Annotated in this window: 23 protein-coding genes and 1 pseudogene; 21 read left to right on the top strand and 3 right to left on the bottom strand. The window is 63.1% G+C overall.

Annotated features, from left to right (window positions below):
* Positions 1-123: 123 nt before the first annotated feature.
* Positions 124-3398, bottom strand: a pseudogene (locus H3V53_RS17295) (Rne/Rng family ribonuclease).
* Between the two features lie 757 nt (positions 3399-4155).
* Here H3V53_RS17295 and rluC point away from each other — a divergent pair.
* The 4 genes from rluC to H3V53_RS17315 are packed head-to-tail and all read left to right on the top strand — an operon-like array spanning position 4156 to position 7325.
* Positions 4156-5250, top strand: coding sequence for a 23S rRNA pseudouridine(955/2504/2580) synthase RluC (gene rluC, locus H3V53_RS17300; protein WP_336599053.1), 1095 nt, complete (start codon positions 4156-4158; stop codon positions 5248-5250).
* Complete coding sequence (locus H3V53_RS17305) at positions 5231-5890, top strand: HAD-IA family hydrolase (protein ID WP_336598984.1); 660 nt, start codon at positions 5231-5233, stop codon at positions 5888-5890. Before rluC ends, H3V53_RS17305 begins: the two co-directional genes overlap by 20 nt.
* Positions 5887-6279 carry a Rieske (2Fe-2S) protein gene (locus H3V53_RS17310; protein ID WP_336598985.1) on the top strand — a complete coding sequence of 131 codons (393 nt, stop codon included), beginning with the start codon at positions 5887-5889 and terminating at the stop codon, positions 6277-6279. Before H3V53_RS17305 ends, H3V53_RS17310 begins: the two co-directional genes overlap by 4 nt.
* Before the next feature lie 47 nt (positions 6280-6326).
* Entirely contained in the window at positions 6327-7325 is a 999-nt protein-coding gene (locus H3V53_RS17315) for a S49 family peptidase (protein ID WP_336598986.1), read from the top strand.
* A 53-nt stretch (positions 7326-7378) separates the two neighbouring features.
* Here H3V53_RS17315 and H3V53_RS17320 read toward each other — a convergent pair whose 3' ends face one another.
* The gene (locus tag H3V53_RS17320) at positions 7379-8098 is read right to left on the bottom strand and encodes an SAM-dependent methyltransferase (RefSeq protein WP_336598987.1); all 720 of its coding nucleotides are present in this window, start codon (positions 8096-8098) and stop codon (positions 7379-7381) included.
* Positions 8095-8712, bottom strand: a complete 618-nt coding sequence (locus H3V53_RS17325; protein ID WP_336598988.1) for a Maf-like protein — start codon at positions 8710-8712, stop codon at positions 8095-8097. Before H3V53_RS17325 ends, H3V53_RS17320 begins: the two co-directional genes overlap by 4 nt.
* A 257-nt stretch (positions 8713-8969) precedes the next feature.
* On the opposite strand from H3V53_RS17325, the gene H3V53_RS17330 reads away from it, so the two are divergent.
* The 17 genes from H3V53_RS17330 (at position 8970) to lepB (ending at position 23741) form a co-directional block, all read left to right on the top strand.
* Complete coding sequence (locus tag H3V53_RS17330; RefSeq protein ID WP_336598989.1) at positions 8970-9605, top strand: DUF177 domain-containing protein; 636 nt, start codon at positions 8970-8972, stop codon at positions 9603-9605.
* 113 nt (positions 9606-9718) lie between these two features.
* Positions 9719-9898 carry a 50S ribosomal protein L32 gene (rpmF, locus tag H3V53_RS17335; protein ID WP_012400235.1) on the top strand — a complete coding sequence of 60 codons (180 nt, stop codon included), beginning with the start codon at positions 9719-9721 and terminating at the stop codon, positions 9896-9898.
* 136 nt (positions 9899-10034) lie between these two features.
* Complete coding sequence (gene plsX / locus H3V53_RS17340) at positions 10035-11165, top strand: phosphate acyltransferase PlsX (RefSeq protein WP_054925009.1); 1131 nt, start codon at positions 10035-10037, stop codon at positions 11163-11165.
* Positions 11165-12154, top strand: coding sequence for a beta-ketoacyl-ACP synthase III (locus H3V53_RS17345; RefSeq protein ID WP_336598990.1), 990 nt, complete (start codon positions 11165-11167; stop codon positions 12152-12154). Before plsX ends, H3V53_RS17345 begins: the two co-directional genes overlap by 1 nt.
* A gap of 95 nt (positions 12155-12249) precedes the next feature.
* The gene (gene fabD, locus H3V53_RS17350; RefSeq protein WP_336598991.1) at positions 12250-13182 is read left to right on the top strand and encodes an ACP S-malonyltransferase; all 933 of its coding nucleotides are present in this window, start codon (positions 12250-12252) and stop codon (positions 13180-13182) included.
* 69 nt (positions 13183-13251) lie between these two features.
* Positions 13252-14001 carry a 3-oxoacyl-ACP reductase FabG gene (fabG, locus tag H3V53_RS17355; protein WP_336598992.1) on the top strand — a complete coding sequence of 250 codons (750 nt, stop codon included), beginning with the start codon at positions 13252-13254 and terminating at the stop codon, positions 13999-14001.
* A gap of 148 nt (positions 14002-14149) precedes the next feature.
* Positions 14150-14389: an acyl carrier protein gene (gene acpP, locus H3V53_RS17360; RefSeq protein ID WP_004197638.1), complete on the top strand. Its 240-nt coding sequence runs from the start codon at positions 14150-14152 to the stop codon at positions 14387-14389.
* Positions 14390-14495: 106 nt separating this feature from the next.
* Complete coding sequence (locus H3V53_RS17365; protein WP_336599007.1) at positions 14496-14747, top strand: hypothetical protein; 252 nt, start codon at positions 14496-14498, stop codon at positions 14745-14747.
* Positions 14744-15982 carry a beta-ketoacyl-ACP synthase II gene (gene fabF / locus H3V53_RS17370; RefSeq protein WP_336599008.1) on the top strand — a complete coding sequence of 413 codons (1239 nt, stop codon included), beginning with the start codon at positions 14744-14746 and terminating at the stop codon, positions 15980-15982. Before H3V53_RS17365 ends, fabF begins: the two co-directional genes overlap by 4 nt.
* Before the next feature lie 14 nt (positions 15983-15996).
* On the top strand, positions 15997-16485 hold the full coding sequence (locus tag H3V53_RS17375) for a protein YgfX (protein WP_336599009.1): 489 nt from the start codon (positions 15997-15999) through the stop codon (positions 16483-16485).
* 138 nt (positions 16486-16623) lie between these two features.
* Positions 16624-17223, top strand: a complete 600-nt coding sequence (gene rpoE, locus H3V53_RS17380; protein ID WP_012400242.1) for an RNA polymerase sigma factor RpoE — start codon at positions 16624-16626, stop codon at positions 17221-17223.
* Positions 17224-17323: 100 nt separating this feature from the next.
* Entirely contained in the window at positions 17324-17956 is a 633-nt protein-coding gene (locus H3V53_RS17385; protein ID WP_336599010.1) for a sigma-E factor negative regulatory protein, read from the top strand.
* Positions 17957-17960: 4 nt separating this feature from the next.
* A complete protein-coding gene (locus tag H3V53_RS17390; RefSeq protein ID WP_336599011.1) occupies positions 17961-19001 on the top strand; it encodes a MucB/RseB C-terminal domain-containing protein in 1041 nt (346 codons plus the stop codon).
* Positions 19002-19020: 19 nt separating this feature from the next.
* Positions 19021-20529 carry a Do family serine endopeptidase gene (locus H3V53_RS17395; protein ID WP_054925001.1) on the top strand — a complete coding sequence of 503 codons (1509 nt, stop codon included), beginning with the start codon at positions 19021-19023 and terminating at the stop codon, positions 20527-20529.
* A 16-nt stretch (positions 20530-20545) separates the two neighbouring features.
* Positions 20546-20797 (top strand): glutaredoxin family protein, encoded by a 252-nt coding sequence (locus H3V53_RS17400; protein WP_419539514.1) that lies wholly within the window; start codon positions 20546-20548, stop codon positions 20795-20797.
* Between the two features lie 237 nt (positions 20798-21034).
* Positions 21035-22828 carry a translation elongation factor 4 gene (gene lepA / locus H3V53_RS17405; RefSeq protein WP_336599013.1) on the top strand — a complete coding sequence of 598 codons (1794 nt, stop codon included), beginning with the start codon at positions 21035-21037 and terminating at the stop codon, positions 22826-22828.
* A 19-nt stretch (positions 22829-22847) separates the two neighbouring features.
* On the top strand, positions 22848-23741 hold the full coding sequence (gene lepB, locus H3V53_RS17410) for a signal peptidase I (RefSeq protein ID WP_054924996.1): 894 nt from the start codon (positions 22848-22850) through the stop codon (positions 23739-23741).
* Positions 23742-23784: the final 43 nt, after the last annotated feature.

Below are 23784 nucleotides of genomic sequence, written 5' to 3' on the forward strand. Positions count from 1 at the left end.
AGCGGAAGGCCTTCGCCATCACAGTAGGGGCGAACGCGCGGCCTCCGATAACAAAAAGCCCGCCTTGGAGGGCGGGCTTTTCGGGATGCCGGACGTTACCGCTCAGGTCATGTTAGCAACCGCTTACTGCGGATGCTTGACGGTTTCGACCTGCTGCATCGGGGTCGTATCGGCGGGCGGCAGGGCCTTGCGCTCGCGCGGCACGCGGGCGGGCCGCACGGCTTGCGAAGCGGCTTCCTGCGCGGCGCGCAGCTTGTCGGCATCGGTGTTGACCCAGACGAGACCGGCCGTTTCGAGCATCGACTTCAGCGATTCCGCCGATTGGCGAGCCGGTGCCGCGCCGTTCGTGTAGACGGGCTTCGGCTCGACTGCGGGCGCGTCTGGTGCTGCCGGTTCGGGCGCGGGCTGTGTGTACACGGCTTCCACGGCGGGCTGGGCGACGACGGGTTCCGCCGGAGCCGGCTCGACGTCGGCCGATTGGGCCGCGACAGGGGCCGCTTCCGCTGCCGCCTGCGCTTGCGCCTCGGGTGCCCGTGCGACCGGCTGTTCCGCCGCTTCGACTGCGACGTCGGCGGGCAATTCGGCAGCAGGCGCTGCCGCCGCCGTTTGAACCTGGGCGGGCGCTTCGAACGCGGGCTCGTCGGCAGCTACGGGCGCAGCGGCTTGCGGCGCGGCGGGTGCCGGCTCGAAAGCTGCCGGCTCGACCGGCGTCGTGTCGGCGACTGCGGCGCTTGCGGCGCGGCGGGCGCTTCTTCCACCGGCACGATGGCCTCAGCCTTCGCGGCCTTTTCCACGGCCAGCGCCGGTGTTTCGGCCGATGCGTGCAACTCGCCGATCACGGCTTCACCCGTCGCGACGGCTGCCACGACGACTTCGACCGGCTTCACGGCTTGTGCGTGCTCCGGCGCGCTTTCTGCCGGGACGGGCTGAGCGGCCTGCGGCTGCGCTTCGTGACGCCCGGTGTGTTCCGGCGCGCGCACGGGTGCTTCCGCCGATGCGGCAGCAGCCGTTTCGCCTTCCGCTTCCGCGACATCCGCGGCCGTGTTGACGTTCACGCCTTCCTCTTCGCGCTCGCGACGGCCACCGCGGCGGCCACGACGGCGACGGCGACGCTCTTCGCCGTCACGCGCTTCCTCGGGCGCCGCGCCACCGACCAGACTGGCTTGCGCCTGCGCAGCGACATCCGCCGTCGCGTCGTTCTGGTTCAGTGCTTCGGCCGCCTCCGGCTGTTGCTTGCGACGCTCGCCGCGCTCACCACGCTCACGGCGTTCGCCGCGTTCCGGACGATCCTGACGCTCGCCGCGTGTCGCTTCGGCGGTTTCGGCGCGGTCTGCACGCTCCTGTCCCTGACCGCGCTCGACGCGTTCCGGTCGCGTCTCGCGTGCCTCGCGCGGTTCGCGCTGCTCGCGGCCACCGCGCGGTTCACGTGCTTCGCGCGGTTCGCGTTCCTGACGCTCGCCGCGTTGCGCCGGCTTGTCCTGACGGCCTTGCGTTGCCGCGCCTTCGCCGCGTGCCGCCGCATCGCGGCCACCTGCGCCGTTGCGACGGTTGCGGTTGCGATCGCCGCCGCGCTCGCCCGGACGTTCGCCGCGCTCGGCACGCTCACCGCGTGCGGCGGGCTTCGCCGGTTTTTCGACGGGCGCCGGTGCGGGAACGGGAGCGGCCGGCTGCATGCCGAACAGACCCTTCAGCCAGCCGATGAAACCGCCCGTCGCGGGTTTGACTTCGACGGGAGCAGCAGCGGGTGCCGGCGTGCGCACAGGCGCGCTCGGCGCCGGCTTCTCGGGCGTGATGCCCTTCACAGCCGCTTCCTGCTTCGGCTTCACGTCTTCAGTGCGCTTGCTGTAGCCCGTTTCCGATTCCAGTTCGCGGGCCGCTTCTTCGGCCATCTTCCACGAGGCGCGCGGATCGTCCAGGCGCGCGTCGTCGTGGCGCAGACGCTCGAGCTTGTAATGCGGCGTGTCGAGGTGCTTGTTCGGCACCAGCACGACGTTGACCTTGAAGCGCGACTCGATCTTGTTGATTTCCGAGCGCTTTTCGTTCAGCAGGAAAGCGGTGACCTCGACGGGCACCTGGCAGTGGATGGCTGCCGTGTTTTCCTTCATCGCTTCTTCCTGAATGATCCGCAGCACTTGCAGCGCGGACGATTCGGTATCGCGAATATGACCCGTGCCGTTACAGCGCGGGCAGGTTACATGGCTGCCTTCCGACAGCGCCGGGCGTAGACGCTGGCGCGACAGTTCCATCAGGCCGAAGCGCGAAATCTTGCCCATCTGGACGCGCGCGCGATCGTGCTTGAGCGCGTCTTTCAGGCGCTGCTCGACTTCGCGCTGGCTCTTGGCCGACTCCATGTCGATGAAGTCGATCACGATCAGGCCGCCCAGGTCGCGCAGACGCAGCTGGCGCGCGACTTCGTCGGCGGCTTCGAGGTTCGTGCGCGTGGCCGTTTCCTCGATGTCGGCGCCCTTGGTGGCGCGCGCCGAGTTCACGTCGATGGCGACCAATGCTTCCGTATGGTCGATCACGATCGCGCCGCCCGACGGCAGCGGCACCGTGCGCGAGTACGCCGTCTCGATCTGGTGCTCGATCTGAAAACGCGAGAACAGCGGCACGTCGTCGTGATACCGCTTCACCTTGTTGACATTGTCCGGCATCACGATGTCCATGAAGGCGCGCGCCTGGTCATGGATTTCCGTGGTGTCGATCAGGATTTCGCCGATGTCCGGCTGGAAATAGTCGCGAATCGCGCGGATCACGAGGCTCGATTCGAGATAGATCAGCATCGGCTGACCTTGCGAGCCGCTTTGCGACGCGGCTTCGATCGCGCGCCACAGCTGCATCAGGTAGTTCAGGTCCCACTGCAGCTCTTCGGCGCTGCGGCCGATGCCCGCCGTGCGCGCGATGATGCTCATGCCTTCCGGCAATTGCAGCTGCGACATGGTTTCGCGCAGTTCCTGGCGGTCGTCGCCCTCAATCCGGCGCGACACGCCGCCGCCGCGCGGATTATTCGGCATCAGCACGAGGTAGCGGCCGGCGAGCGAGATGAACGTGGTGAGGGCCGCGCCCTTGTTGCCGCGTTCTTCCTTCTCGACCTGAACGATCAGTTCCTGGCCTTCCTTGAGGGCGTCCTGGATGCGCGCCGAGCGCATGTCGACGCCTTCGCGGAAGTACTGGCGGGCGACTTCCTTGAACGGGAGAAAACCGTGGCGGTCCTCACCGTAGTTGACGAAGCAGGCTTCGAGCGACGGCTCGATGCGCGTCACGATCCCCTTGTAGATATTGCCTTTGCGCTGTTCGCGCCCGGCGGTTTCGATGTCGATGTCGATGAGCTTCTGCCCATCGACGATGGCGACGCGCAGTTCTTCCTGCTGCGTCGCATTGAACAACATGCGTTTCATTGAACGGCTCCAGAGCGGCTTTGGTCTGTCCCCGCCGACAGCGCACGGGAACAAACCCGGCCGGCGGAAAGGGCAGCGGCATGCCGCGCCTTATTGTGTTTTCACGGGCACGCTGGAGCAGGAAAGATGGCGGGAGAATTGCCTTGAATGGGCGCCGTCCGAAAGAAAATGGACGCGCTGCCGCAGGGCACATGCGAACACGGCTTCAAATAATGGCCCGACACGCCGCGGGTCCTGGCAGCCGACTTGCATAGGCCTTCGTCCACGTGCGCTGCCGCGCCAGCTGGGCGCGCGTCCGGACGGGTTCGAAAGCCGCGGTCTTGCCGCAGCGGGAAAGCTCGCTCACAACGCGCGCCTGTCCCGCTCGGGGGTGTCTCGCATCATTTTGACGTCGCCATGTCCCGCACTTTCCGCGGGACGCCTCGGGCGCACGCCGTATTTTCGCCACCGGCCGCTTCGCGCCAAAAGGACATGAAAACTGTCCTTGCCGAAGCTCGCCAGTCAAATTCTTTTTAACCAACATTCCGTTACCGACGGTGCCGACTCTGACCGAACGTGCCTGTGGGCGCCGTCCCTGCCGTGTCGCGCACTGTGCGTGCAACTTGTTGCATCTCATTTTCAGGGCGAGCAACCAGCCCCCGGCGCAAGTAAAATAGCGTTTTATCGCTTGCGCCTGCGCAATCCGCCCGCGATTCGGTTTAATGCGCCAATCCTATATGGTCGGCTGCCGCAGACTGCTGGGCAAATTATATTCAGAATGAAAGAGTTAGGCAAAACATCCCAGAATTCGATCGGTGGCGCCCAAGTGTCGATGATCGAAATCGACGATAGCGCGGCCGGCCAGCGCATCGACAACTTTCTGTTGCGCGTCTGTAAGGGCGTGCCGAAAAGTCACATTTACAGGATTCTGCGTAGCGGCGAAGTCCGCGTGAACAAAGGGCGGGTCGATGCCCAGTACCGGCTCGCCCTCGGCGATCTCGTGCGCGTGCCGCCCATCCGCGTGGCGCAGTCGGATGAACCGGCCGCCGCGAATGTGCCGTCTGCGCACTTCGACATTTTGTATGAGGACGAGCACCTGCTCATCATCGACAAGCCGGCGGGCGTCGCCGTGCACGGCGGCAGCGGCGTCGCATTCGGCGTGATCGAACAACTGCGGGCGGCGCGTCCGCAGGCGAAGTTCCTGGAACTCGTGCATCGGCTGGACCGGGAGACGTCGGGCGTGCTGATGCTGGCTAAAAAGCGCTCGGCCCTCGTCAACCTGCATGAGCAGATTCGCGAGAATCGCATGGACAAGCGCTATTTCGCCTGCGTACATGGGCAATGGGCGAGCGATTGGGGCCGTCGGCGCGCAGTGAAGGAGCCGCTTCACAAGTACCTGCTGCCCGACGGCGAGCGGCGCGTGCGCGTGCAGCCGGACGGCTTGCCATCGCACACCGTTTTCAACCTCGTCGACCGCTGGCCCGAGTACGCGCTGCTCGAAGCGGAACTGAAAACGGGCCGGACCCATCAGATCCGTGTTCATCTGGCGCATCTGGGGCTTCCCATCGTCGGCGATGCGAAATACGGCGACTTCGCGCTAAACAAGGCCTTGGCGCGCGCGAACGCGCAGCCGGGGCTCAAGCGCATGTTTCTGCACGCCCACCGGCTGAAACTCACGCATCCGTCCACGGGCGAGACGCTGCAGGTCGAGGCGCCGTTGCCGGCGGATTGCCGGCGCTTCGTCGTGCAACTGGCCGATATGGCCCGCCATTCGCGGGAGTCGCAAGGCGGCGCTCAGGTTACGCAGCAAGGCACGCAGCAGGACGCACAACCACAAACCGAGACGGGAACGCATGGCTCGACAGCAATTTGATCTGATCGTCTTCGATTGGGACGGTACGTTGATGGACTCGACGGTCCATATCACGCGCAGCATCCAGGCGGCCTGCCGCGACCTGGGCCTGCCCGTACCCGCCGACGAGGCCGCCAGTTTCGTCATCGGCCTCGGCTTGCGCGACGCGCTGCAGATCGCCGCCCCGACACTCGATCCCGCCGACTATCCGCGTCTCGCCGAGCGCTATCGCTTTCACTATCTGGTGAAGGATCAGACGACCGAGCTGTTTTCGGGCGTGCGCGAAATGCTCGCCGATCTGCGCGACCAGGGCTACCTGCTCGCGATCGCGACGGGCAAGAGCCGCGTCGGCCTGAATCGCGCGCTAGACCAGGTGCGGCTCACGAGCCTTTTCGACGGTACGCGCTGCGCTGATGAAACGTTCTCGAAACCTCATCCCGCCATGCTGCACGAACTGACACGCGAACTGGGGCAAGATCCGGCGCGCACGGTGATGATCGGCGACACCACGCATGATCTGCAGATGGCGATCAACGCGGGCGTGTCGGGCATCGGCGTCACGTATGGCGCGCATCCCGCCAATTCGCTCGTGGCGCTCGAGCCGAAGTACGTCGCGGACAGCATCTCGACGTTATCGGGCTGGCTGCGGGAGCACGCATGACGGACGCCGCGCTGGAGGCCGTGCGCATCTGCGCATCAGAAGAACTCGTCGACGGCGGCATGGGCGTTCGGCGCAATGCCACCTATGCCGGCGGCGACGCGGTCGTGTTTTTCGTGCGATATGACGGCGTCGCGTACGGTTATCTGAACCGTTGCGCGCATGTTCCGATGGAACTGGACTGGAACGAAGGACAGTTCTTCGAATCGTCCGGTTTATACTTGATGTGCGCTACACATGGCGCGATTTACTCGCCGGATACGGGCAAATGCGTCGGCGGTCCGTGTCGCGGCGGCCGGCTCCGGCCCGTTCACGTCGACGAGCGCGACACGCCTGACGGCCGCGCTGTGTTCTGGCTTCCAGACGGCGATCTCCGTCCAGCATCTGCCTGATATCCCAGCATTACTTCGACAAACCTCGTTCAGCCTGGCGGCACCGCATGTCCGATAAATTGACTCCCGATCCGCAGGAACCGGCCGCCACGAGCCGCGCATCGTCCACCGAGCCAAACTGGGAGCGGGCCGCGCTCGAGCGGATAGCGTTGGCCGCGATCAACGAGCAGCGGGCTGCGCGGCGGTGGCGGATTTTCTTCCGGTTTGTATTTCTCGTCGTGCTGATTGGAATCGCATGGGCCGCCCTCGATTTCAGCGGCGAGAAGGTCGCGACGGGTGGCCGGCATACGGCGCTTGTGACACTTGACGGCGAGATCGCCGCCGAAACCAACGCGAACGCCGAGGATATCGACGCAGCGCTTGCAAGCGCGTTTGACGACGCGGGCACCGCGGGCGTTGTCCTGCGGTGCAACAGTCCGGGCGGAAGCCCCGTTCAGGCCGGCATTATCTACCGCGAAATCCGTCGATTGCGCGCCAAATACCCGGCAATTCCGCTTTACGTCGTAGTCGGCGACATGTGCGCGTCAGGTGGCTATTACGCGGCGGCGGCAGCCGATAAAATTTACGTCGATAAGGCGAGCATCGTCGGCTCTATCGGCGTGCTGATGGATGGTTTCGGGTTCACGGGTCTCATGGATAAGCTCGGCATCCAGCGGCGGATGCGGACTTCCGGCGAGAACAAGGGTTTTTACGATCCATTCTCGCCCGATACGCCGAAGATGGACGCGCATGCCCAATCCATGCTCGACGAGATCCACGCGCAATTCATCGATGCCGTAAAGCAGGGCCGCGGGAAGCGGTTGCAGGAATCTCCCGAAATCTTCTCGGGCCTTTTCTGGACGGGAGAGAAAAGCGTCCAGTTGGGTCTCGCGGACGGCTTCGGCGACACCGACTACGTCGCGCGAGAAATCATCAAGGCTCCCGACGTGGTCGACTACACAGTCAAGGAAAGCATCACCGACCGCGTCGCGCGGAAATTCGGTGCGGCGGTCGGCAGCGGCGCGGTGCGCGCCATGGCGACGATCGGTAAACTGAACTTGCGATAAGCGTCCGTGACTGTGGTGCGACGGCCGGGTTCGGCTCGTCGCTTGTCGGGGCTTCAGGTTGCCAGGATCAGAAAAATCGCGGGTCGTTTATGCAGATCCGGCGCGGGCTTCTTTTTCCAGTCGGAAACCGCCCGGCTCACGATGGTCTCGCTTTCCAGTGTCAGATCGACGGCGACACAAACCAGCGTTGACGGGGCGCAGGTCGCGATCAGCGTGTCGAGCAGCGCGCGGTTGCGGTACGGCGTCTCGATGAAAATCTGCGTCTGGCGGTTTTTGCGCGATTGCTGCTCGAGTTCGCGCAGCCGTTTTGCGCGCTCATTGGCGTCAACGGGAAGATAGCCGTGAAACGCGAAGCTCTGGCCGTTCAACCCGGACGCCATCAGCGCGAGCAGGATCGAGCTGGGTCCGACGAAGGGCACCACCTTCACGCCGCGCTCATGGGCGCGGCGCACGAGCAGCGCGCCCGGGTCGGCGACGGCCGGGCATCCCGCTTCCGACACGAGTCCGGCATCCGTCCCGGCTAGCACGGGTGCCAGCAGTTTGTCGATTTCCCCGGCGGGCGTATTGACGTTCAACTCGCGGATCTCGATTTCCTGAATCGGCCGTTCGGTGCCCACTTTCTTCAGAAACGCACGCGTCGTTTTCGCGTTTTCGCCAATGTAATAGTGCAGGGAGGCCGCGCGGGCGCGAACGGGAGCGGGCAGAACGGCGTCGAGCGCGGCGGCGTCGCCGTCGCCCAGCGTGTTCGGAATCAGATAAAGAGCGCCGCTCATCGTGCCTCCAGCAGCGGATAACCCGCGGCGAGCAGCATGCGCGTGAGCGCGATCAACGGCAAGCCAATCAGCGCGGTCGGATCGTCGGATTCGATCGCGTCGAGCAGGGCGATGCCGAGCCCTTCGGCTTTCGCACTGCCGGCGCAGTCGTAAGGCGTTTCGGTGCGCAGATATGCGTCAAGCGCAGCATCGGGCAGATTGCGAAAACGCACGCGTGTGACGACATCGACGCACTGCGCATCACCCGAATGACTGTCGAGCAGACAAAGCCCGCTGTGAAACAGCACTTCGCGGCCGCGCATGTCCTGCAACTGAGCGAGCGCTTTTTCGTGCGTGCCGGGCTTGCCGATCTGCTGCCCGTCGTACGTCGCGACCTGATCCGAGCCGATGACGAGCGCTCGCTCGCCGCCCGAGAGGCCGGCGGCCACGGCGCGCGCTTTCGCCTGTGCGAGGCGCAGCGCGGTGGCTTCGGGTGATTCGCCTGTCAGCGGTGTTTCGTCGACGGCGGGCACGGCGACATCGAATGGCGCGCGCAGACGTTCGAGCAGTTCGCGCCGATACGGCGAACTCGACGCCAGAATCAGGCGGGGCGGGCGTTGGGAGGAATCCGGCATGCTGAAAAATAACCTTGATCGGAAGCTGAAAATGGCGGCAGAAAGGCGCGGCACGAACGCGTTCGCGTACCCGGCCTTAAGTGTTTGACTCGAAAAGACAAAACGGATATGATTTTGGGCTTTTCATCGGCATGCTTTGCCAAATGGCGCGCTGGATGGACGCGTAAAGACGTCATTTCAGCCCCAATTCACACAAAGCATGGCGATAAACCGGCTGAAACCTTGCGGCTGAAACCCTTGCCGACGCAGGAGCGCACATGACTCAACATCCTGGCAAACCTGCTGGTCTCGTCGACCCGCGCGCACTCGACCTGTTCGAATTTGCCCGCAGTGGACGTCAAGCCGCGGGTAGCGTGCGCGTCTCGCAACTGCCGCGCATGTTAAACGAAGTCCCCGAGGAAGCGCCAGACCGCGACACGGCGTTCACCTGGCAAGCCGAAGGGACGACGCAGCCGGAATTGCAGGACGACGGCACCGAGGGTCCGCAGCCTTATCTGAGGCTCGCGATTCATGGCGCCGCATGGCTCGAATGTCAGCGTTGCCTGTCTCCGTATGAGCAGGCGTTCAACGTCGATGCGACTTACCGGATCGTCAATACGGAAGAGGAAGCTGAAGAGTTTCCTCTCGACGAGGATGAAGTCGATGTGATCGTTGGGTCACGCCAGTTCGATCTTGTCGACTTGATCGAAGAGGAATTGCTGCTTTCGTTGCCGCTCGTGCCCAAGCACGACGTCTGTCCTGAAGTGCACGAGAGTCTCACGTCGGGCGCTGACGGCTCGGAAGGCGAAGACGCAGAGGGTGCTGCCGAAGAGGGCGAAGAGCCCGGCCGGCCGAACCCGTTTGCGGCGCTAGAAGGCCTGAAGTCGGGCGGACAGGGCGGCAAGAAGCACTAACAGTTGCATGGGAGCGCGACAGGGCGCGCCGGACGCGATGGTTTCACCCACGCGCCCTATGGCGGTTGCCGCGTCGGGCTGTGTTAGAATTCGGAAAATTTTCAGGAGTTATCATGGCAGTTCAACAAAACAAGAAGTCGCCGTCGAAGCGCGGCATGCACCGCTCGCACGATTTCCTCAACGCAGCGCCGCTGGCTGTTGAGCCGAGCACGGGTGAAGTGCATCTGCGTCACCACATCAGCCCGAACGGCTACTATCGCGGCAAGAAAGTCGTCAAGACGAAGAACGACTAATCGTCCTGCATTGCGCTCATCTGGGTTTGACCCATTGGCGTTTTGCGTGGCGATCGGCTCGCTTGGCATTTTCCCGGTTCACCAAAAAGGCGGCATTCAACTGCCGCTTTTTTGTGCCTGAAATTCGTCGCATTCCATGACTGTAAAGCTCACGATAGATTGCATGGGAGGCGACCATGGCCCGTCCGTGACCGTTCCCGCTGCCGTCAACTTCGTTCGCTCGCACCCCGATGCGCACCTGATGCTCGTCGGCATCGAAAGCGCGATTCGTGCGCAGCTAAAAAAGCTGAAGGCGGCTGACAATCCGGCGCTCACGGTCGTGCCCGCGTCGGAAATCGTCGCCATGGACGATCCCGTCGAAGTCGCGCTTCGCAAGAAGAAAGACTCGTCCATGCGCGTGGCGCTCAACCGCGTCAAAGACGACGAGGCGCAGGCCTGCATCTCCGCCGGCAACACCGGCGCGCTGATGGCCGTTTCCCGCTATGTCCTTAAAACGCTCCCGGGCATCGAACGTCCGGCGATCGCGTTTGCCCTGCCCAATCCCACTGGCTACACCACGATGCTCGACCTTGGCGCGAACGTCGACTGCGAGCCGCAGCATCTGCTGCAGTTCGCGGAGATGGGGCATGCGCTGGTGGCGGCCGTCGAAGGCAAGGAGCGCCCGAGCATCGGGCTCCTGAATATTGGCGAAGAGGTGATCAAGGGCAACGATACGATCAAGCGCGCGGGCGAGTTGCTGCGTTCCAGCACACTCAATTTCCGCGGCAACGTGGAAGGCAACGATATCTACAAAGGCACCGTCGACGTGATCGTCTGCGATGGCTTTGTCGGTAACGTTGCGCTGAAAACGTCTGAAGGTCTCGCGCAGATGCTCTCGGACATCATCAAGGAAGAATTCGGCCGCTCGTGGCTGACCAAGGTGATGGCCGTGCTCGCGCTGCCCGTGCTGCTGCGCTTCAAGAAGCGCGTCGATCACCGGCAATACAACGGCGCGGCGCTGCTGGGCCTGCGCGGGCTGGTGATCAAGAGCCACGGCTCGGCGGACGCCTACGCGTTTGAGTGGGCAATCAAACGCGGGTATGATGCCGTCAAAAATGGTGTTCTCGAACGCCTTGCCCGCGCGATGGAGGAGAACGCGGGTTCACTCGAACAGGCGACGCGCGAGGCGGGCGGCGCGGGTTCCGCGAGCCGGGCGACGAGCCCGCTTGCTGGTCCGATCTCCGGCCAGCCGGCCGAGCCGTATGGCGCACAATCCCCGAAGGCATAATGGCTCAATCCACTACCTATTCTCGCGTGCTGGGCACGGGCAGCTATCTGCCGCCCAACCGCGTTTCCAATCAGGAACTGGCTGAACGTCTCGCGAAGCAGGGCGTCGAGACGAGCGACGAATGGATCGTGGCCCGCACGGGCATCCATGCCCGTCATTTCGCCGAACCTGACGTCACCACCAGCGACCTCGCGCTGTTCGCGTCGCAACGCGCGATCGAAGCGGCCGACGTCGATCCGCAATCCATCGATCTCATCATCGTCGCCACGTCGACGCCGGACTTCGTTTTTCCGAGCACGGCCTGCTTGCTGCAGAACAAGCTGGGCATCAGGAACAACGGCGCCGCGTTCGACGTTCAGGCCGTGTGCTCAGGTTTTGCCTATGCCGTTGCGACGGCTGACAGCTTCATCCGAAGCGGGCAACATCGTACTGCGCTGGTCGTCGGGGCCGAAACGTTCTCGCGCATTCTCGATTTCAACGACCGCACCACCTGCGTACTGTTCGGCGACGGCGCGGGCGCTGTGGTGCTGCAGGCATCGGAGGAGCCGGGCGTCCTGTCAAGCGCATTGCACGCGGACGGCAGCCACTCGAACATTCTCTGCACGCCGGGCAATGTGAACGGCGGCATCGTCCAGGGCAGCGCATTCCTGCACATGGACGGTCAGGCCGTGTTCAAGCTCGCCGTCAACGTGCTGGAAAAGGTCGCGGTCGAGGCGCTGGAAAAGGCTGAACTCCGGCCCGAGCAGGTCGACTGGCTGATTCCGCACCAGGCCAACATCCGCATCATGCAGAGCACGTGCCGCAAGCTCGGCCTGCCGCAGGAGCGGATGGTCGTCACCGTGCACGAACACGGCAACACGTCGGCGGCGTCGATTCCGCTCGCGCTCGACGTCGCCGTTCGCGACGGACGCATCCAGCGCGGTCATAACGTGCTGATCGAAGGCGTCGGCGGCGGCTTTACATGGGGCGCGTCGGTTATCCGCTTCTGACGGCGGCGCGCGGCGGTGCCTGAGCGCCGCTTCAAGTGGCGGCGCACGCCGTGCGTGCGCGTCGGCCACATTTGATTCATCGAATTGGGGACGATATGAAATTTGCGTTCGTTTTTCCGGGGCAGGGTTCGCAGTCGGTCGGCATGCTCAACGCATTCGCCGACAACGCGATCGTGCGCGAAACCGTCCAGGAAGCGTCCGATGCGCTCAATCAGGACCTCGGCAAGCTGATCGCCGAAGGCCCGGCCGAAGACCTGAATCTCACCACCAACACCCAGCCCGTGATGCTGACGGCTGCTTATGCGACGTTTCGCGCGTGGCAGGCAGCAGGCGGTCCCGCGCCTGCGATCGTCGCGGGTCACAGCCTCGGCGAATACACGGCGCTCGTCGCCGCGGGCGTGCTGAAGTTTCGCGACGCCGTGCCGCTCGTGCGCTTTCGCGCGCAGGCAATGCAGAGTGCCGTGCCCGTCGGCCAGGGCGGCATGGCTGCGATCCTCGGCCTCGACGACGACACCGTGCGCGAAGTGTGCAAGGAAGCGTCGGCGGCGGGCGTGGTCGAAGCCGTCAACTTCAATGCGCCGGCGCAGGTCGTGATCGCCGGCAACAAGGCGGCCGTCGAAAAGGCGTGCGAAGTCGCAAAGGCAAAGGGCGCGAAACGAGCGCTGCCGCTGCCCGTGTCGGCGCCGTTTCATTCGTCGCTGCTCAAGCCGGCGTCCGACCAGCTGCGCGAGTATCTGGCGGGTATCGAAGTGCAAGTGCCTTCCATCCCCGTCGTGAACAACGTCGACGTGGCGATCGTCAACGAGCCGGCTGGCATCAAGGACGCGCTGGTGCGTCAGGCGGCAGGCGCCGTGCGCTGGGTCGAATGCGTACAGTCGATCGCGAAGCATGGCGCGACGCACGTGATCGAATGCGGTCCGGGCAAGGTGTTGGCGGGCTTGACCAAACGAATCGACGGCAATCTGATTGGCGCGTCGATCGTCGATCCCGCCTCGCTCGACGAAGTATTGAAGCTCGTTACGGCCTGAACGTCTATTTAAAGCAGCAACGTATCGAACAGTCCTGCACGCATGTGCAGGGCACTGCGGAAATCAACGATGGAAAAGACTCTCGATAAACAGATCGCGATCGTGACGGGTGCCTCGCGGGGCATCGGTCGGGCAATCGCGATCGAACTCGCGCGTCAAGGCGCAACCGTGATCGGCACGGCAACGAGCGAAAGCGGCGCGAGCGCGGTCACGGAAGCGTTCAAGGCGGAAGGCCTGAACGGCCGTGGTGCTGTGCTGAACGTCAACGATGCCGCCGCGGCGGATGCGCTGATCGACGGCACGGTGAAGGAATTCGGCGCGCTCAATGTGCTGGTCAATAACGCGGGCATCACGCAAGACCAACTGGCGATGCGCATGAAGGACGACGACTGGGATGCCGTGATCGACACGAATCTCAAGTCCGTATTTCGCCTCTCGCGCGCCGTGCTGCGGCCGATGATGAAGGCGCGCGGCGGCCGCATCATCAACATCACGTCGGTGGTCGGCTCGGCGGGCAATCCGGGGCAGGCGAACTACGCGGCTGCGAAGGCCGGTGTGGCGGGCATGACGCGTGCGCTCGCACGGGAAATCGGCAGTCGCGGCATCACGGTGAATTGTGTCGCGCCGGGTTTCATCGATACCGACATGACGAAGACGCTTCCCGAAGAGCAGCAGACGGCATTGAAGGCGCAAATTCCGCTCGGCCGTCTCGGCAGTCCCGAAGACATCGCGCACGCCGTCGCGTTTCTTGCATCGCCGCAGGCCGGTTATATCACCGGCACGACGCTGCACGTGAACGGCGGCATGTATATGTCGTAATCAAATTCGGTTACTATCCGCGCCTTGATGCAGTTCGAAGCGCGGATAGAGCGGCTTGACAGCAAGTTTGGGCGTCGCTTTTTTACAGATGCAAACCTGATAAAATGCGCGCACCTGTATTTATGAACTTTTTTCCCTTGGAGGGGTAATGGACAATATCGAACAGCGCGTCAAGAAGATCGTTGCAGAGCAACTCGGTGTTGCCGAAGCGGAAATCAAGAACGAAGCATCGTTCGTGAACGACCTCGGCGCTGACTCGCTCGACACGGTTGAACTTGTGATGGCTCTTGAAGACGAATTCGGCATGGAAATTCCGGATGAAGAAGCCGAGAAGATCACGACTGTTCAGCAAGCGATCGACTACGCTCGCGCTAACGTCAAGGCCTAAGGTCATTCGCGCCCGCCTGGTTGCTTCGGCTGCTGTGAATTCAGCGGCGTCCGACGTACGGGACGCCCCGTTGCGCAGCCGGTCTGCACAATCAGGGCAGGCGTCAATGCCGATGCGCATGCGCGCGAGTCTGACGGCGTCAATTATGGCGCACTGGTCGATGCAGCAAAAAATCGGCTCTTTCGTCATTGCGCTTACTGATGCATTCTCTGGCAACTTTGCCCGTGCACTGGTCAGCGCATTCGTCAGCGTTAAGTTCAGCGCGTTCGTCAGGTTAAACAGCCACAGGGCTCACAGGGCTTTCCTGTGCGCTACTGTGGCTTTTGTTTTGTCATCTATGGAAAAGGGGTTACCGTGAGCCGTCGTCGTGTTGTTGTTACAGGCTTGGGGCTGATTTCGCCTGTTGGCAATAATGTTGCCGACGGCTGGGCCAATCTGGTCGCCGGCAAATCCGGCATCGTCAACATCACGAAGTTCGACGCGTCGAACTTCTCCACGCGATTTGCCGGTGAAGTGAAGGGCTTCGCCATCGAGGACTACATTCCCGGCAAGGAAGCCCGCCACATGGATACATTCATCCATTACGGCGTGGCGGCCGGCATCCAGGCGATGCAGGACAGCGGCCTCGACATCACCGAAGCAAACTCGGAGCGCGTCGGCGTGGTGGTCGGTTCGGGCATCGGCGGTCTGCCGATGATCGAAGTGACGCAAACGGAGCTGCTGAACCGCGGCCCGCGTCGCATCTCGCCGTTCTTCGTGCCGGCATCGATCATCAACATGATTTCCGGCCATCTGTCGATCAAGTTCGGCCTGAAGGGCCCGAACCTGTCGATGGTGACGGCTTGCACGACGGGTCTGCACTGCATTGGCGAGGCATCGCGCCTGATCGAGTACGGCGACGCCGACGTGATGATCGCGGGCGGCGCGGAATCAACCGTTTCGCCGCTCGGCATCGGCGGCTTCGCTGCGGCGCGCGCGCTGTCGCAGCGCAACGATGATCCGGCGACGGCGAGCCGTCCGTGGGACAAGGACCGCGATGGTTTCGTACTCGGCGAAGGTGCGGGCGTGATGGTGCTCGAAGAGTATGAGCACGCGAAGGCGCGCGGCGCGAAGATTTACGCGGAAGTCAGCGGCTACGGCATGAGCGGTGACGCGTATCACATGACGGCGCCGCTCGAAGACGGCGACGGCGCGCGCCGCTGCATGATCGCGGCAATGAAAAACGCCGGTGTCAACCCCGACCAGGTGAACTATCTGAACGCGCACGGCACGTCGACGCCGCTCGGCGACCTTGCTGAAACCACGGGCATCAAGCGCGCGTTCGGCGATCACTCGAAGAAGATCGTCGTGAACTCGACGAAGTCGATGACGGGCCATCTGCTGGGTGGCGCGGGCGGGCTGGAATCGGTGTTCACGGTGCTGGCCGTGCATCATCAGGTCTCGCCCCCGACCATCAACATCTTCAACCAGGACCCGGAATGCGATCTCGACTACTGCGCAAATACCGCGCGGGAGATGAAGATCGACGTCGCGCTGAAGAACTCGTTCGGGTTCGGCGGCACGAACGGCACGCTGGTTTTCAAGCGCGCCTGAAGGCTGAGGCTCGCTTGACGGCGGTATCGCTGCTACCGGCCCGGCCGGCAAACGCTTCCGATACCGCATCGAACGGCGGACCCTCGCAGCGCACCGCGTTGCGGCGGTCCGCCGTTTTGCATCTGGCGACGTTACTGTTCATCATGGTTGCCGCGACGGCCGCTTGCGTGACGGTCGCGTCGCACCTCGGCGCCCGTGCGGCCATTGCTGCCGGACTGGCCGTCTGCACGATCCTGGGAATGGCTACTGTCCGTTGGGCGCGCGCCGCGCCCGGCGCGCTTAAAATCGGGTCGGAAGGGCTGACGGTCTGGTGCCGGGCGGGAATATTGCGCGTACAAGGCCGTATCGCAGGATGCAGCCAGTGGAGCGACAGCCTTCTGATGCTGTACATCGAGGAAGACGGCGGTCGAGTCCATCGGCTCCTGATCGTCGCGGACATGCTCGGGCGCGACGCCTTCCGGCAACTGGCGGTGCTCGCAAGGCGCAGCGCGCACGTGTTCTGACGTGGCTGAGCGGTCTGTCGCGCGGCCCCGCGCCGTCACTGTAAAGACTGTAACCGTGTTACGCACGTAACGTGGCGCGTTGAAGGGGACGCTACAATGGTGCCCCGCTACACGCGCAAAAGTTAACGGATTTATCAGGTGAGCGAAAAAGAAATTGATCAGGTGCTGGTAGAACGCGTCCAGAATGGCGATAAGGCTGCGTTCGAGCTTCTGGTCTCGAAATACCACCGCAAGATCATCCGGCTGATCTCGCGCCTCGTGCGGGACCCCGCCGAGGTCGAGGACGTGGCCCAGGATGCCTTCATCAAGGCATATCGGGCGCTGCCGCAATTCCGCGGCGAGTCCGCGTTTTATACGTGGTTGTACCGGATTGCCGTCAATACGGCAAAAAATTACCTTGCTACCCAGGGCCGGCGCGCGCCGACGTCGACCGAAGCAGATGCTGAAGAAGCTGAAACTTTCTCGGATGCCGACCAACTAAGGGATATCAACACGCCCGAGTCGATGTTGATGAGCAAACAGATCGCTGAGACGGTCAATGCTGCGATGGCGGTTTTACCGGAAGAGCTGCGCACCGCCATAACTCTTCGTGAAATTGAAGGTCTGAGCTACGAGGAAATCGCTGAGATGATGGGCTGCCCGATCGGCACCGTCAGATCAAGAATTTTCCGCGCTCGCGAAGCCATTGCGGCAAAATTGCGTCCGCTGCTTGACACACCCGAGGGTAAGCGCTGGTGAAGGCTGTTTGATCACGGCAACCAGTCATCCTCGCGGACGGCGGCGCAGTATCTGGGTTAGGTGGTGTCACTACGGGGTGTCTGTAAAGATGGGGAGCATCATGGGGTCGGTTTCGATGCCAATGCAAACAAATGCGCAAGCAAGCTCGCGTGGCGAGCGTCTGTCGGCTTTCGTCGACGGTGAACTGTTCGACAGCGAGCATCCGAACACAATTCTGGCCGAGCTGGATCATCACGATCGCGCGGCCTGGTCGTGCTATCACCTGATCGGCGATGCGCTGCGTTCCGACGATCTGGCCGTTAGCCCGGCTACAAGCAGCGCGTTTTTGAGCGGATTCTCGGCGCGCTTCGAGAGCGAGGCACATGTGCTCGCGCCAGCCGCCGTGCCCGCTGCACGCCGTCTGCTGGCGCTGCGCCGTCGCGTCGTTCCGGCGTTTGCCGTGGCGGCCGCCGCGGCAACGCTCACCTGGATCGTGATGCCGCAGTTGCAAGGCGTGAACACGGGCGCAGGCGTCACGCAGGTCGCGTCGCGTTCGGACTCGATGCAGCGTGTCGCAATGGCGTCCATGCCCGTCGCGACCACCGCGCAGGCCAACGTGCCGGAGGGCAACATTATCCGCGACGCGAACCTCGACCAATATCTGGAAGCGCATCAGCAGTTCGGCCTGCAGCCCGTCGTGTCGGGCTCGGCGTCGCTGATTCGCGCGGCCTCCCTGACCACTCAGGGCCAATAGTCTGATGCAGAGTCTGCGGTTGAAAAAAACGACTAATTGGGGGCGGCTACCGGCATTTCTGCTCTGCGCAGCCGTGATGTTGTCCATCACGTCGCATGGCTTCGCGCAAACCGACGACCCTGCCGCCCGGCACAGCGCGGCGGAACTGCTAAACCGGATTCATCAGGCCGCCCAGCAGCAAAATTACGAGGGCGCGTTCGTCTACCAGCGGGGCAACTTCGTTCAGTCTTCTCGCATCTCCCACTACGCGACACGCAACGACGGCGAATTCGAGTCGCTCGAAAGCCTCGACGGCAAGCCGCGCAAGATGCTTCGCCATAACGACGAGCTGTACACGTTCGTGCCGGAGCGGCATCTGTGTGTCGTCGAGAAACGCCAGAACAAGGACTCGTTCCCGGCGCTGCTGTCGGCGAGCGGCGAGCAGGTGCTCGCCGTCTACGAGCCGAAAATGCTCGCCACGGACCGCGTGGCCGGGCTTGACAGTCAGGTGATCGAGCTCGATCCGAAGGACGCGAACCGCTTCGCGTACAAGCTGTGGGCCGACACCAAAACGGGTCTGCTGCTGCGCGCGCAGACGCTCGATCCGAGCGGCCAGGTGCTCGAACAGATGTCGTTTTCGCAGATCCGCATCGGCGTGCCCGCCGACAAGGCGCCGATTGCCACAGGCATCAAGAACACCGCGGGCTGGACGGTCGTGCATCCGCCCGTCGAACCCGTCGATATGGAAGCGCAGGGCTGGCAGATCACGTCGCCCGTCGCAGGGTTCCACAAGATTCGCGAGCTGCGCCGGCCAATGGCAGCAGCCGATCCGTCCAATCCGCCTATTCCCGTCGACCAGATGGTGTTCTCCGACGGTCTCGCCGCGCTGTCGATCTTCGTCGAGCCCGTCGAGAAAAGCACGCGTAAGGAAGGAGCGGGGAGCAACGGCGCCACGCATGTACTCGTCAAGCGGCGCGGCGATTTCTGGATCACGTTGCTCGGGGAAGTGCCTCAGACCACGTTGCAGCAATTTGCGGCTGCCATAGAATACAAGCCTTCCCGGTAATCCTTCGGTTCGCTACGACATGACGACTTTTTCGGTGCGTAAATTCTTCGCGGCCGCTCTGCTGGTGGCTTGTCTGCCGCTTGCGCCGCATTCGGCGTCGGCGGCGTCCGCCGCCAACCTGCCGGATTTCACCGATCTTGTCGACAAGGTCGGACCGGCCGTCGTCAACATCCGCACGACGGCGAAGGTCTCGAATTCCACGCGCGGCCTGCCGCCCGGCATGGACGACGGCGACATGTCGGAGTTCTTCCGGCGGTTCTTCGGCATTCCGATGCCCAATTCGCCGCAGTCGCCGCAATCGCCGGGCGCGCCCAACTCGCCGCGCGGCGGCGGCAGCGACCAGGACCAGTCGCCCGATAGCGGCAGCGACACTGAGCAGAACAGCGGCGTCGGATCGGGCTTCATCCTGTCGCAAGATGGCTACGTGATGACGAACGCGCACGTGATCGACGACGCCGACACCATTTACGTCACGCTCACCGACAAGCGCGAGTTCAAGGCCAAGCTGATCGGCGTCGATGATCGCACAGACGTGGCCGTCGTGAAGATCAACGCGTCGAACCTGCCGACGGTGCAGATCGGCGACTCGAACAAGGTACGCGTCGGCGAATGGGTCGTCGCAATCGGCTCGCCGTTCGGCCTCGAGAACACGGTGACGGCGGGCATCGTCAGCGCGAAGGGGCGCGACACGGGTGACTATCTGCCGTTTATCCAGACCGATGTGGCCGTGAATCCCGGCAACTCCGGCGGCCCGTTGATCAACATGCAGGGCGAAGTCATCGGCATCAACTCGCAGATCTACAGCCGAACGGGCGGCTTCATGGGCATTTCGTTCGCGATTCCCATCGACGAGGCGATGCGCGTGGCCGATCAGCTGAAGACCTCAGGCAAGGTCACACGCGGCCGGATTGCCGTCGCAATCGGCGAAGTGACGAAGGACGTCGCCGATTCGCTCGGTCTGCCGAAGGCGCAGGGCGCGCTGGTCAGCAGCGTCGAGCCGGGCGGACCGGCCGACAAGGCAGGCGTGCAGCCGGGCGATATCATCCTGAAATTCAACGGGCACAACGTCGACACGGCGACGGATTTACCGCGCATGGTGGGCGACACGAAGCCGGGCACGAAGGCGACGATCACATTGTGGCGCAAGGGGCAGACGCGCGACGTGCCGGTGACGGTGGCCGAAATGCAGCCGGACAAGACCGCAAAGGTGGACCAGAAGAAGGCGCCTACGCCGAAGCCGCGCGCGTCGAATTCACTGGGTATTGCCGTCAGCGACATTCCCGCTGAGCAGATGAAGTCGCTCAAGCTGCGCAACGGCGTGCAGGTCGATGCCGTCGACGGTCCGGCTGTGCGCGTCGGGCTGCAGCGCGGCGACATCATCCTGCGCGTCGGCGATACGGACATCACGAGCGCGAAGCAGTTCGACGACGTTACCGCGCATCTCGATCCGTCGAAGATGGTCGCGCTGCTCGTTCGTCGCGGCGAGAACACGCAGTTCGTACCCGTGCGCCCGCGCGCGGCGAAGTAAGCACGAAGTGAGCGGGATGGCATCGCTGACGCTTTATGGACGTACGTGGTGCCACCTCTGCGACGACATGCGCGCCGCGCTCGAGCCTTTGCTGGTCGAATTCGGTGTGCAGCTCGAAGTGATCGACATCGACGCCGACGCTTCGCTGGAAGCGCGCTACAACGAGTGGGTGCCCGTATTGGTTTTCGAGGGCGTCGAGCTGTGTCACTACCATCTGGACGAGGCGCGCGTGCGTTCCGCGCTGGCCGCTCATCCGGCAGGACGCTGACGCCACGGCAGGATGCAGCGTCGAATCGTCAACGCGCGGGCGTGTCGCGCAATCCCACGCCCACTCGGCCGCCCGCTAGCAAGCCCATTAGCACCGCCGATAGCGCGAATAACTCCCGCCGCCCGCAAGACGCGCCCGGCGACCCCCTTTTCGGCTAAAATAGACAGGTTTTTCACTTACTTACAAGGCGTGCTCCGCTATCGTCAGAGCGCGCCTTTTTCGCTTGATCGGCACTGAATGGATCATATTCGTAACTTTTCGATCATTGCGCACATCGACCATGGCAAGTCGACGCTCGCCGATCGCATCATCCAGATTTGCGGCGGTCTGTCGGACCGCGAGATGGAAGCACAAGTGCTCGACTCGATGGATCTCGAACGCGAGCGCGGCATCACCATCAAGGCACAAACGGCCGCACTGTCGTACCGCGCGCGCGACGGCAAGCTCTACAACCTGAACATGATCGACACGCCGGGGCACGTCGACTTCTCGTACGAAGTCAGCCGTTCGCTGTCCGCGTGCGAAGGCGCGCTGCTGGTCGTCGACGCGAGTCAGGGCGTCGAGGCGCAGACGGTCGCCAACTGCTACACGGCTATCGAACTGGGCGTCGAAGTCGTGCCCGTGCTGAACAAAATCGACTTGCCGGCCGCGAACCCGGAAAACGCGATCGCTGAAATCGAAGACGTGATCGGCATCGACGCAACGGACGCCACGCCGTGCAGCGCGAAAACGGGCATGGGCGTCGAAGACGTGCTCGAAGCGCTGATCGCGAAAGTGCCGCCCCCCAAGGGCAACGCGGACGACCCGCTGCAGGCGCTGATCATCGACTCGTGGTTCGACAACTATGTCGGCGTCGTGATGCTGGTGCGCATCGTCAATGGCACGCTGCGTCCGAAGGATCGCATCCGTCTGATGGCCACGGGCGCGGAATATCCCGTCGAACACCTGGGCGTGTTCACGCCGAAGTCGAAAAACCTCGAGTCGCTGTCGGCCGGGCAGGTGGGCTTCATCATCGCGGGCATCAAGGAGCTGACGGCAGCAAAGGTCGGCGACACGGTCACCACCGTCAAGAACGCCGCGCCTGAGCCGCTGCCGGGCTTCAAGGAAGTGAAGCCGCAGGTGTTCGCCGGTCTCTATCCGGTCGAGGCCAACCAGTACGACGCGCTGCGCGAATCGCTGGAAAAACTCAAGCTCAATGACGCCTCGCTGATGTACGAGCCGGAAGTGTCTCAAGCGCTCGGGTTCGGCTTCCGTTGCGGCTTCCTCGGTCTGCTTCATATGGAGATCGTCCAGGAACGTTTGGAGCGCGAGTTCGACATGGACCTGATCACGACGGCGCCGACCGTCGTCTATGAGGTCGTGCAGCGCGACGGCACGACCGTGATGGTCGAGAATCCGGCCAAGATGCCGGACCCGTCGAAGATCGAAGAAGTGCGTGAGCCGATCGTCACCGTAAACCTGTACATGCCGCAAGACTATGTCGGCACGGTGATCACGCTGTGTACGCAAAAGCGCGGCGTGCAGATCAACATGCAGTACCACGGCCGCCAGGTTCAGCTGACGTACGAAATCCCGATGGGCGAAATCGTGCTCGATTTCTTCGACCGCCTGAAGTCGGTGTCGCGCGGCTACGCGTCGATGGACTACGAGTTCAAGGAATATCGCGCGTCGGACGTGGTCAAGGTCGACATGTTGATCAACGGCGACAAGGTCGACGCGTTGTCGGTGATCGTGCACCGTTCGCAGAGCCAATATCGCGGCCGCGAAGTGGCGGCGAAGATGCGCGAAATCATTCCACGCCAGATGTATGACGTGGCGATTCAGGCGGCGATCGGCGCGCACATCATCGCGCGCGAGAACATCAAGGCGCTGCGTAAGAACGTTCTGGCCAAGTGCTACGGCGGCGACATTACGCGTAAGAAGAAGCTGTTGGAAAAGCAGAAAGAAGGTAAGAAGCGAATGAAGCAGGTCGGGTCCGTCGAGATTCCGCAAGAGGCTTTCCTCGCGATTCTGCGCGTCGAAGACAAATAAGACTAACAACTGGAACGTTATGAATTTTGCGCTGATTCTTTTTGTGCTCGTGGTTATCACGGGCGTGGCATGGGTCGCGGACAAACTGGTTTTCCTGCCGAAACGGCGCCGTGCGGCGGACGCGGCCGTCGCCGAGTTCGACAATCAGCAGGCGCGCATCGGCGAGCGCTTTGCCGACGAGAACGCACCCGCCACGCGCGCGCGTCTGCGTGAGGAAAAGCTGCGTCAGCCGTGGTGGCTCGAATACACGGCGAGCTTTTTTCCGGTGATTCTCGTCGTATTCGTGGTGCGCTCGTTCGTGGTCGAACCGTTCAAGATTCCGTCGGGCTCGATGGTGCCGACGCTGCTGGTCGGCGACTTCATCCTCGTGAACAAGTACGACTACGGCATCCGTCTGCCCATCACGAATACGAAGGTGACGGATGGCCACCCGCTGCAGCGCGGCGACATCGTCGTGTTCCGCTATCCGAAGGACGAGTCGGTCGACTACATCAAGCGCGTGATCGGCCTGCCCGGCGACGTCGTCTCGTATCAGGACAAGAAGCTCACGATCAACGGCAAGCCCGTGCCGGAAACGCCGCTGCCCGATTACTTCGACGACGAGCGCATCGGCTACGCGAAGCAGTTCGACGAGGATCTCGACGGCCGCAAGAACCGGATTCTCAATAACCCGGCCGTGCCGCCGTTCATCGTCGGTGCAGAAGATTTTCCTTATCGCGATAACTGTCAGTACGATGCGCGCGGCGTCACGTGCAAGGTGCCCCCTGGCAACTACTTCATGATGGGCGACAACCGCGACAACAGTGCCGACAGCCGCTATTGGGGCTTTGTGCCGGACAACAACGTCGTCGGTCGCGCGTTCTTCATCTGGATGAACTTCAGCAACCTGAAACGCATCGGTGGTTTTCACTGATCGCACTGCGCGCGTCGGCATGACGGCGCGCGCTGAAGCCGCG

This window comes from Paraburkholderia bengalensis (assembly GCF_037126505.1).
GTDB lineage: Bacteria > Pseudomonadota > Gammaproteobacteria > Burkholderiales > Burkholderiaceae > Paraburkholderia > Paraburkholderia bengalensis.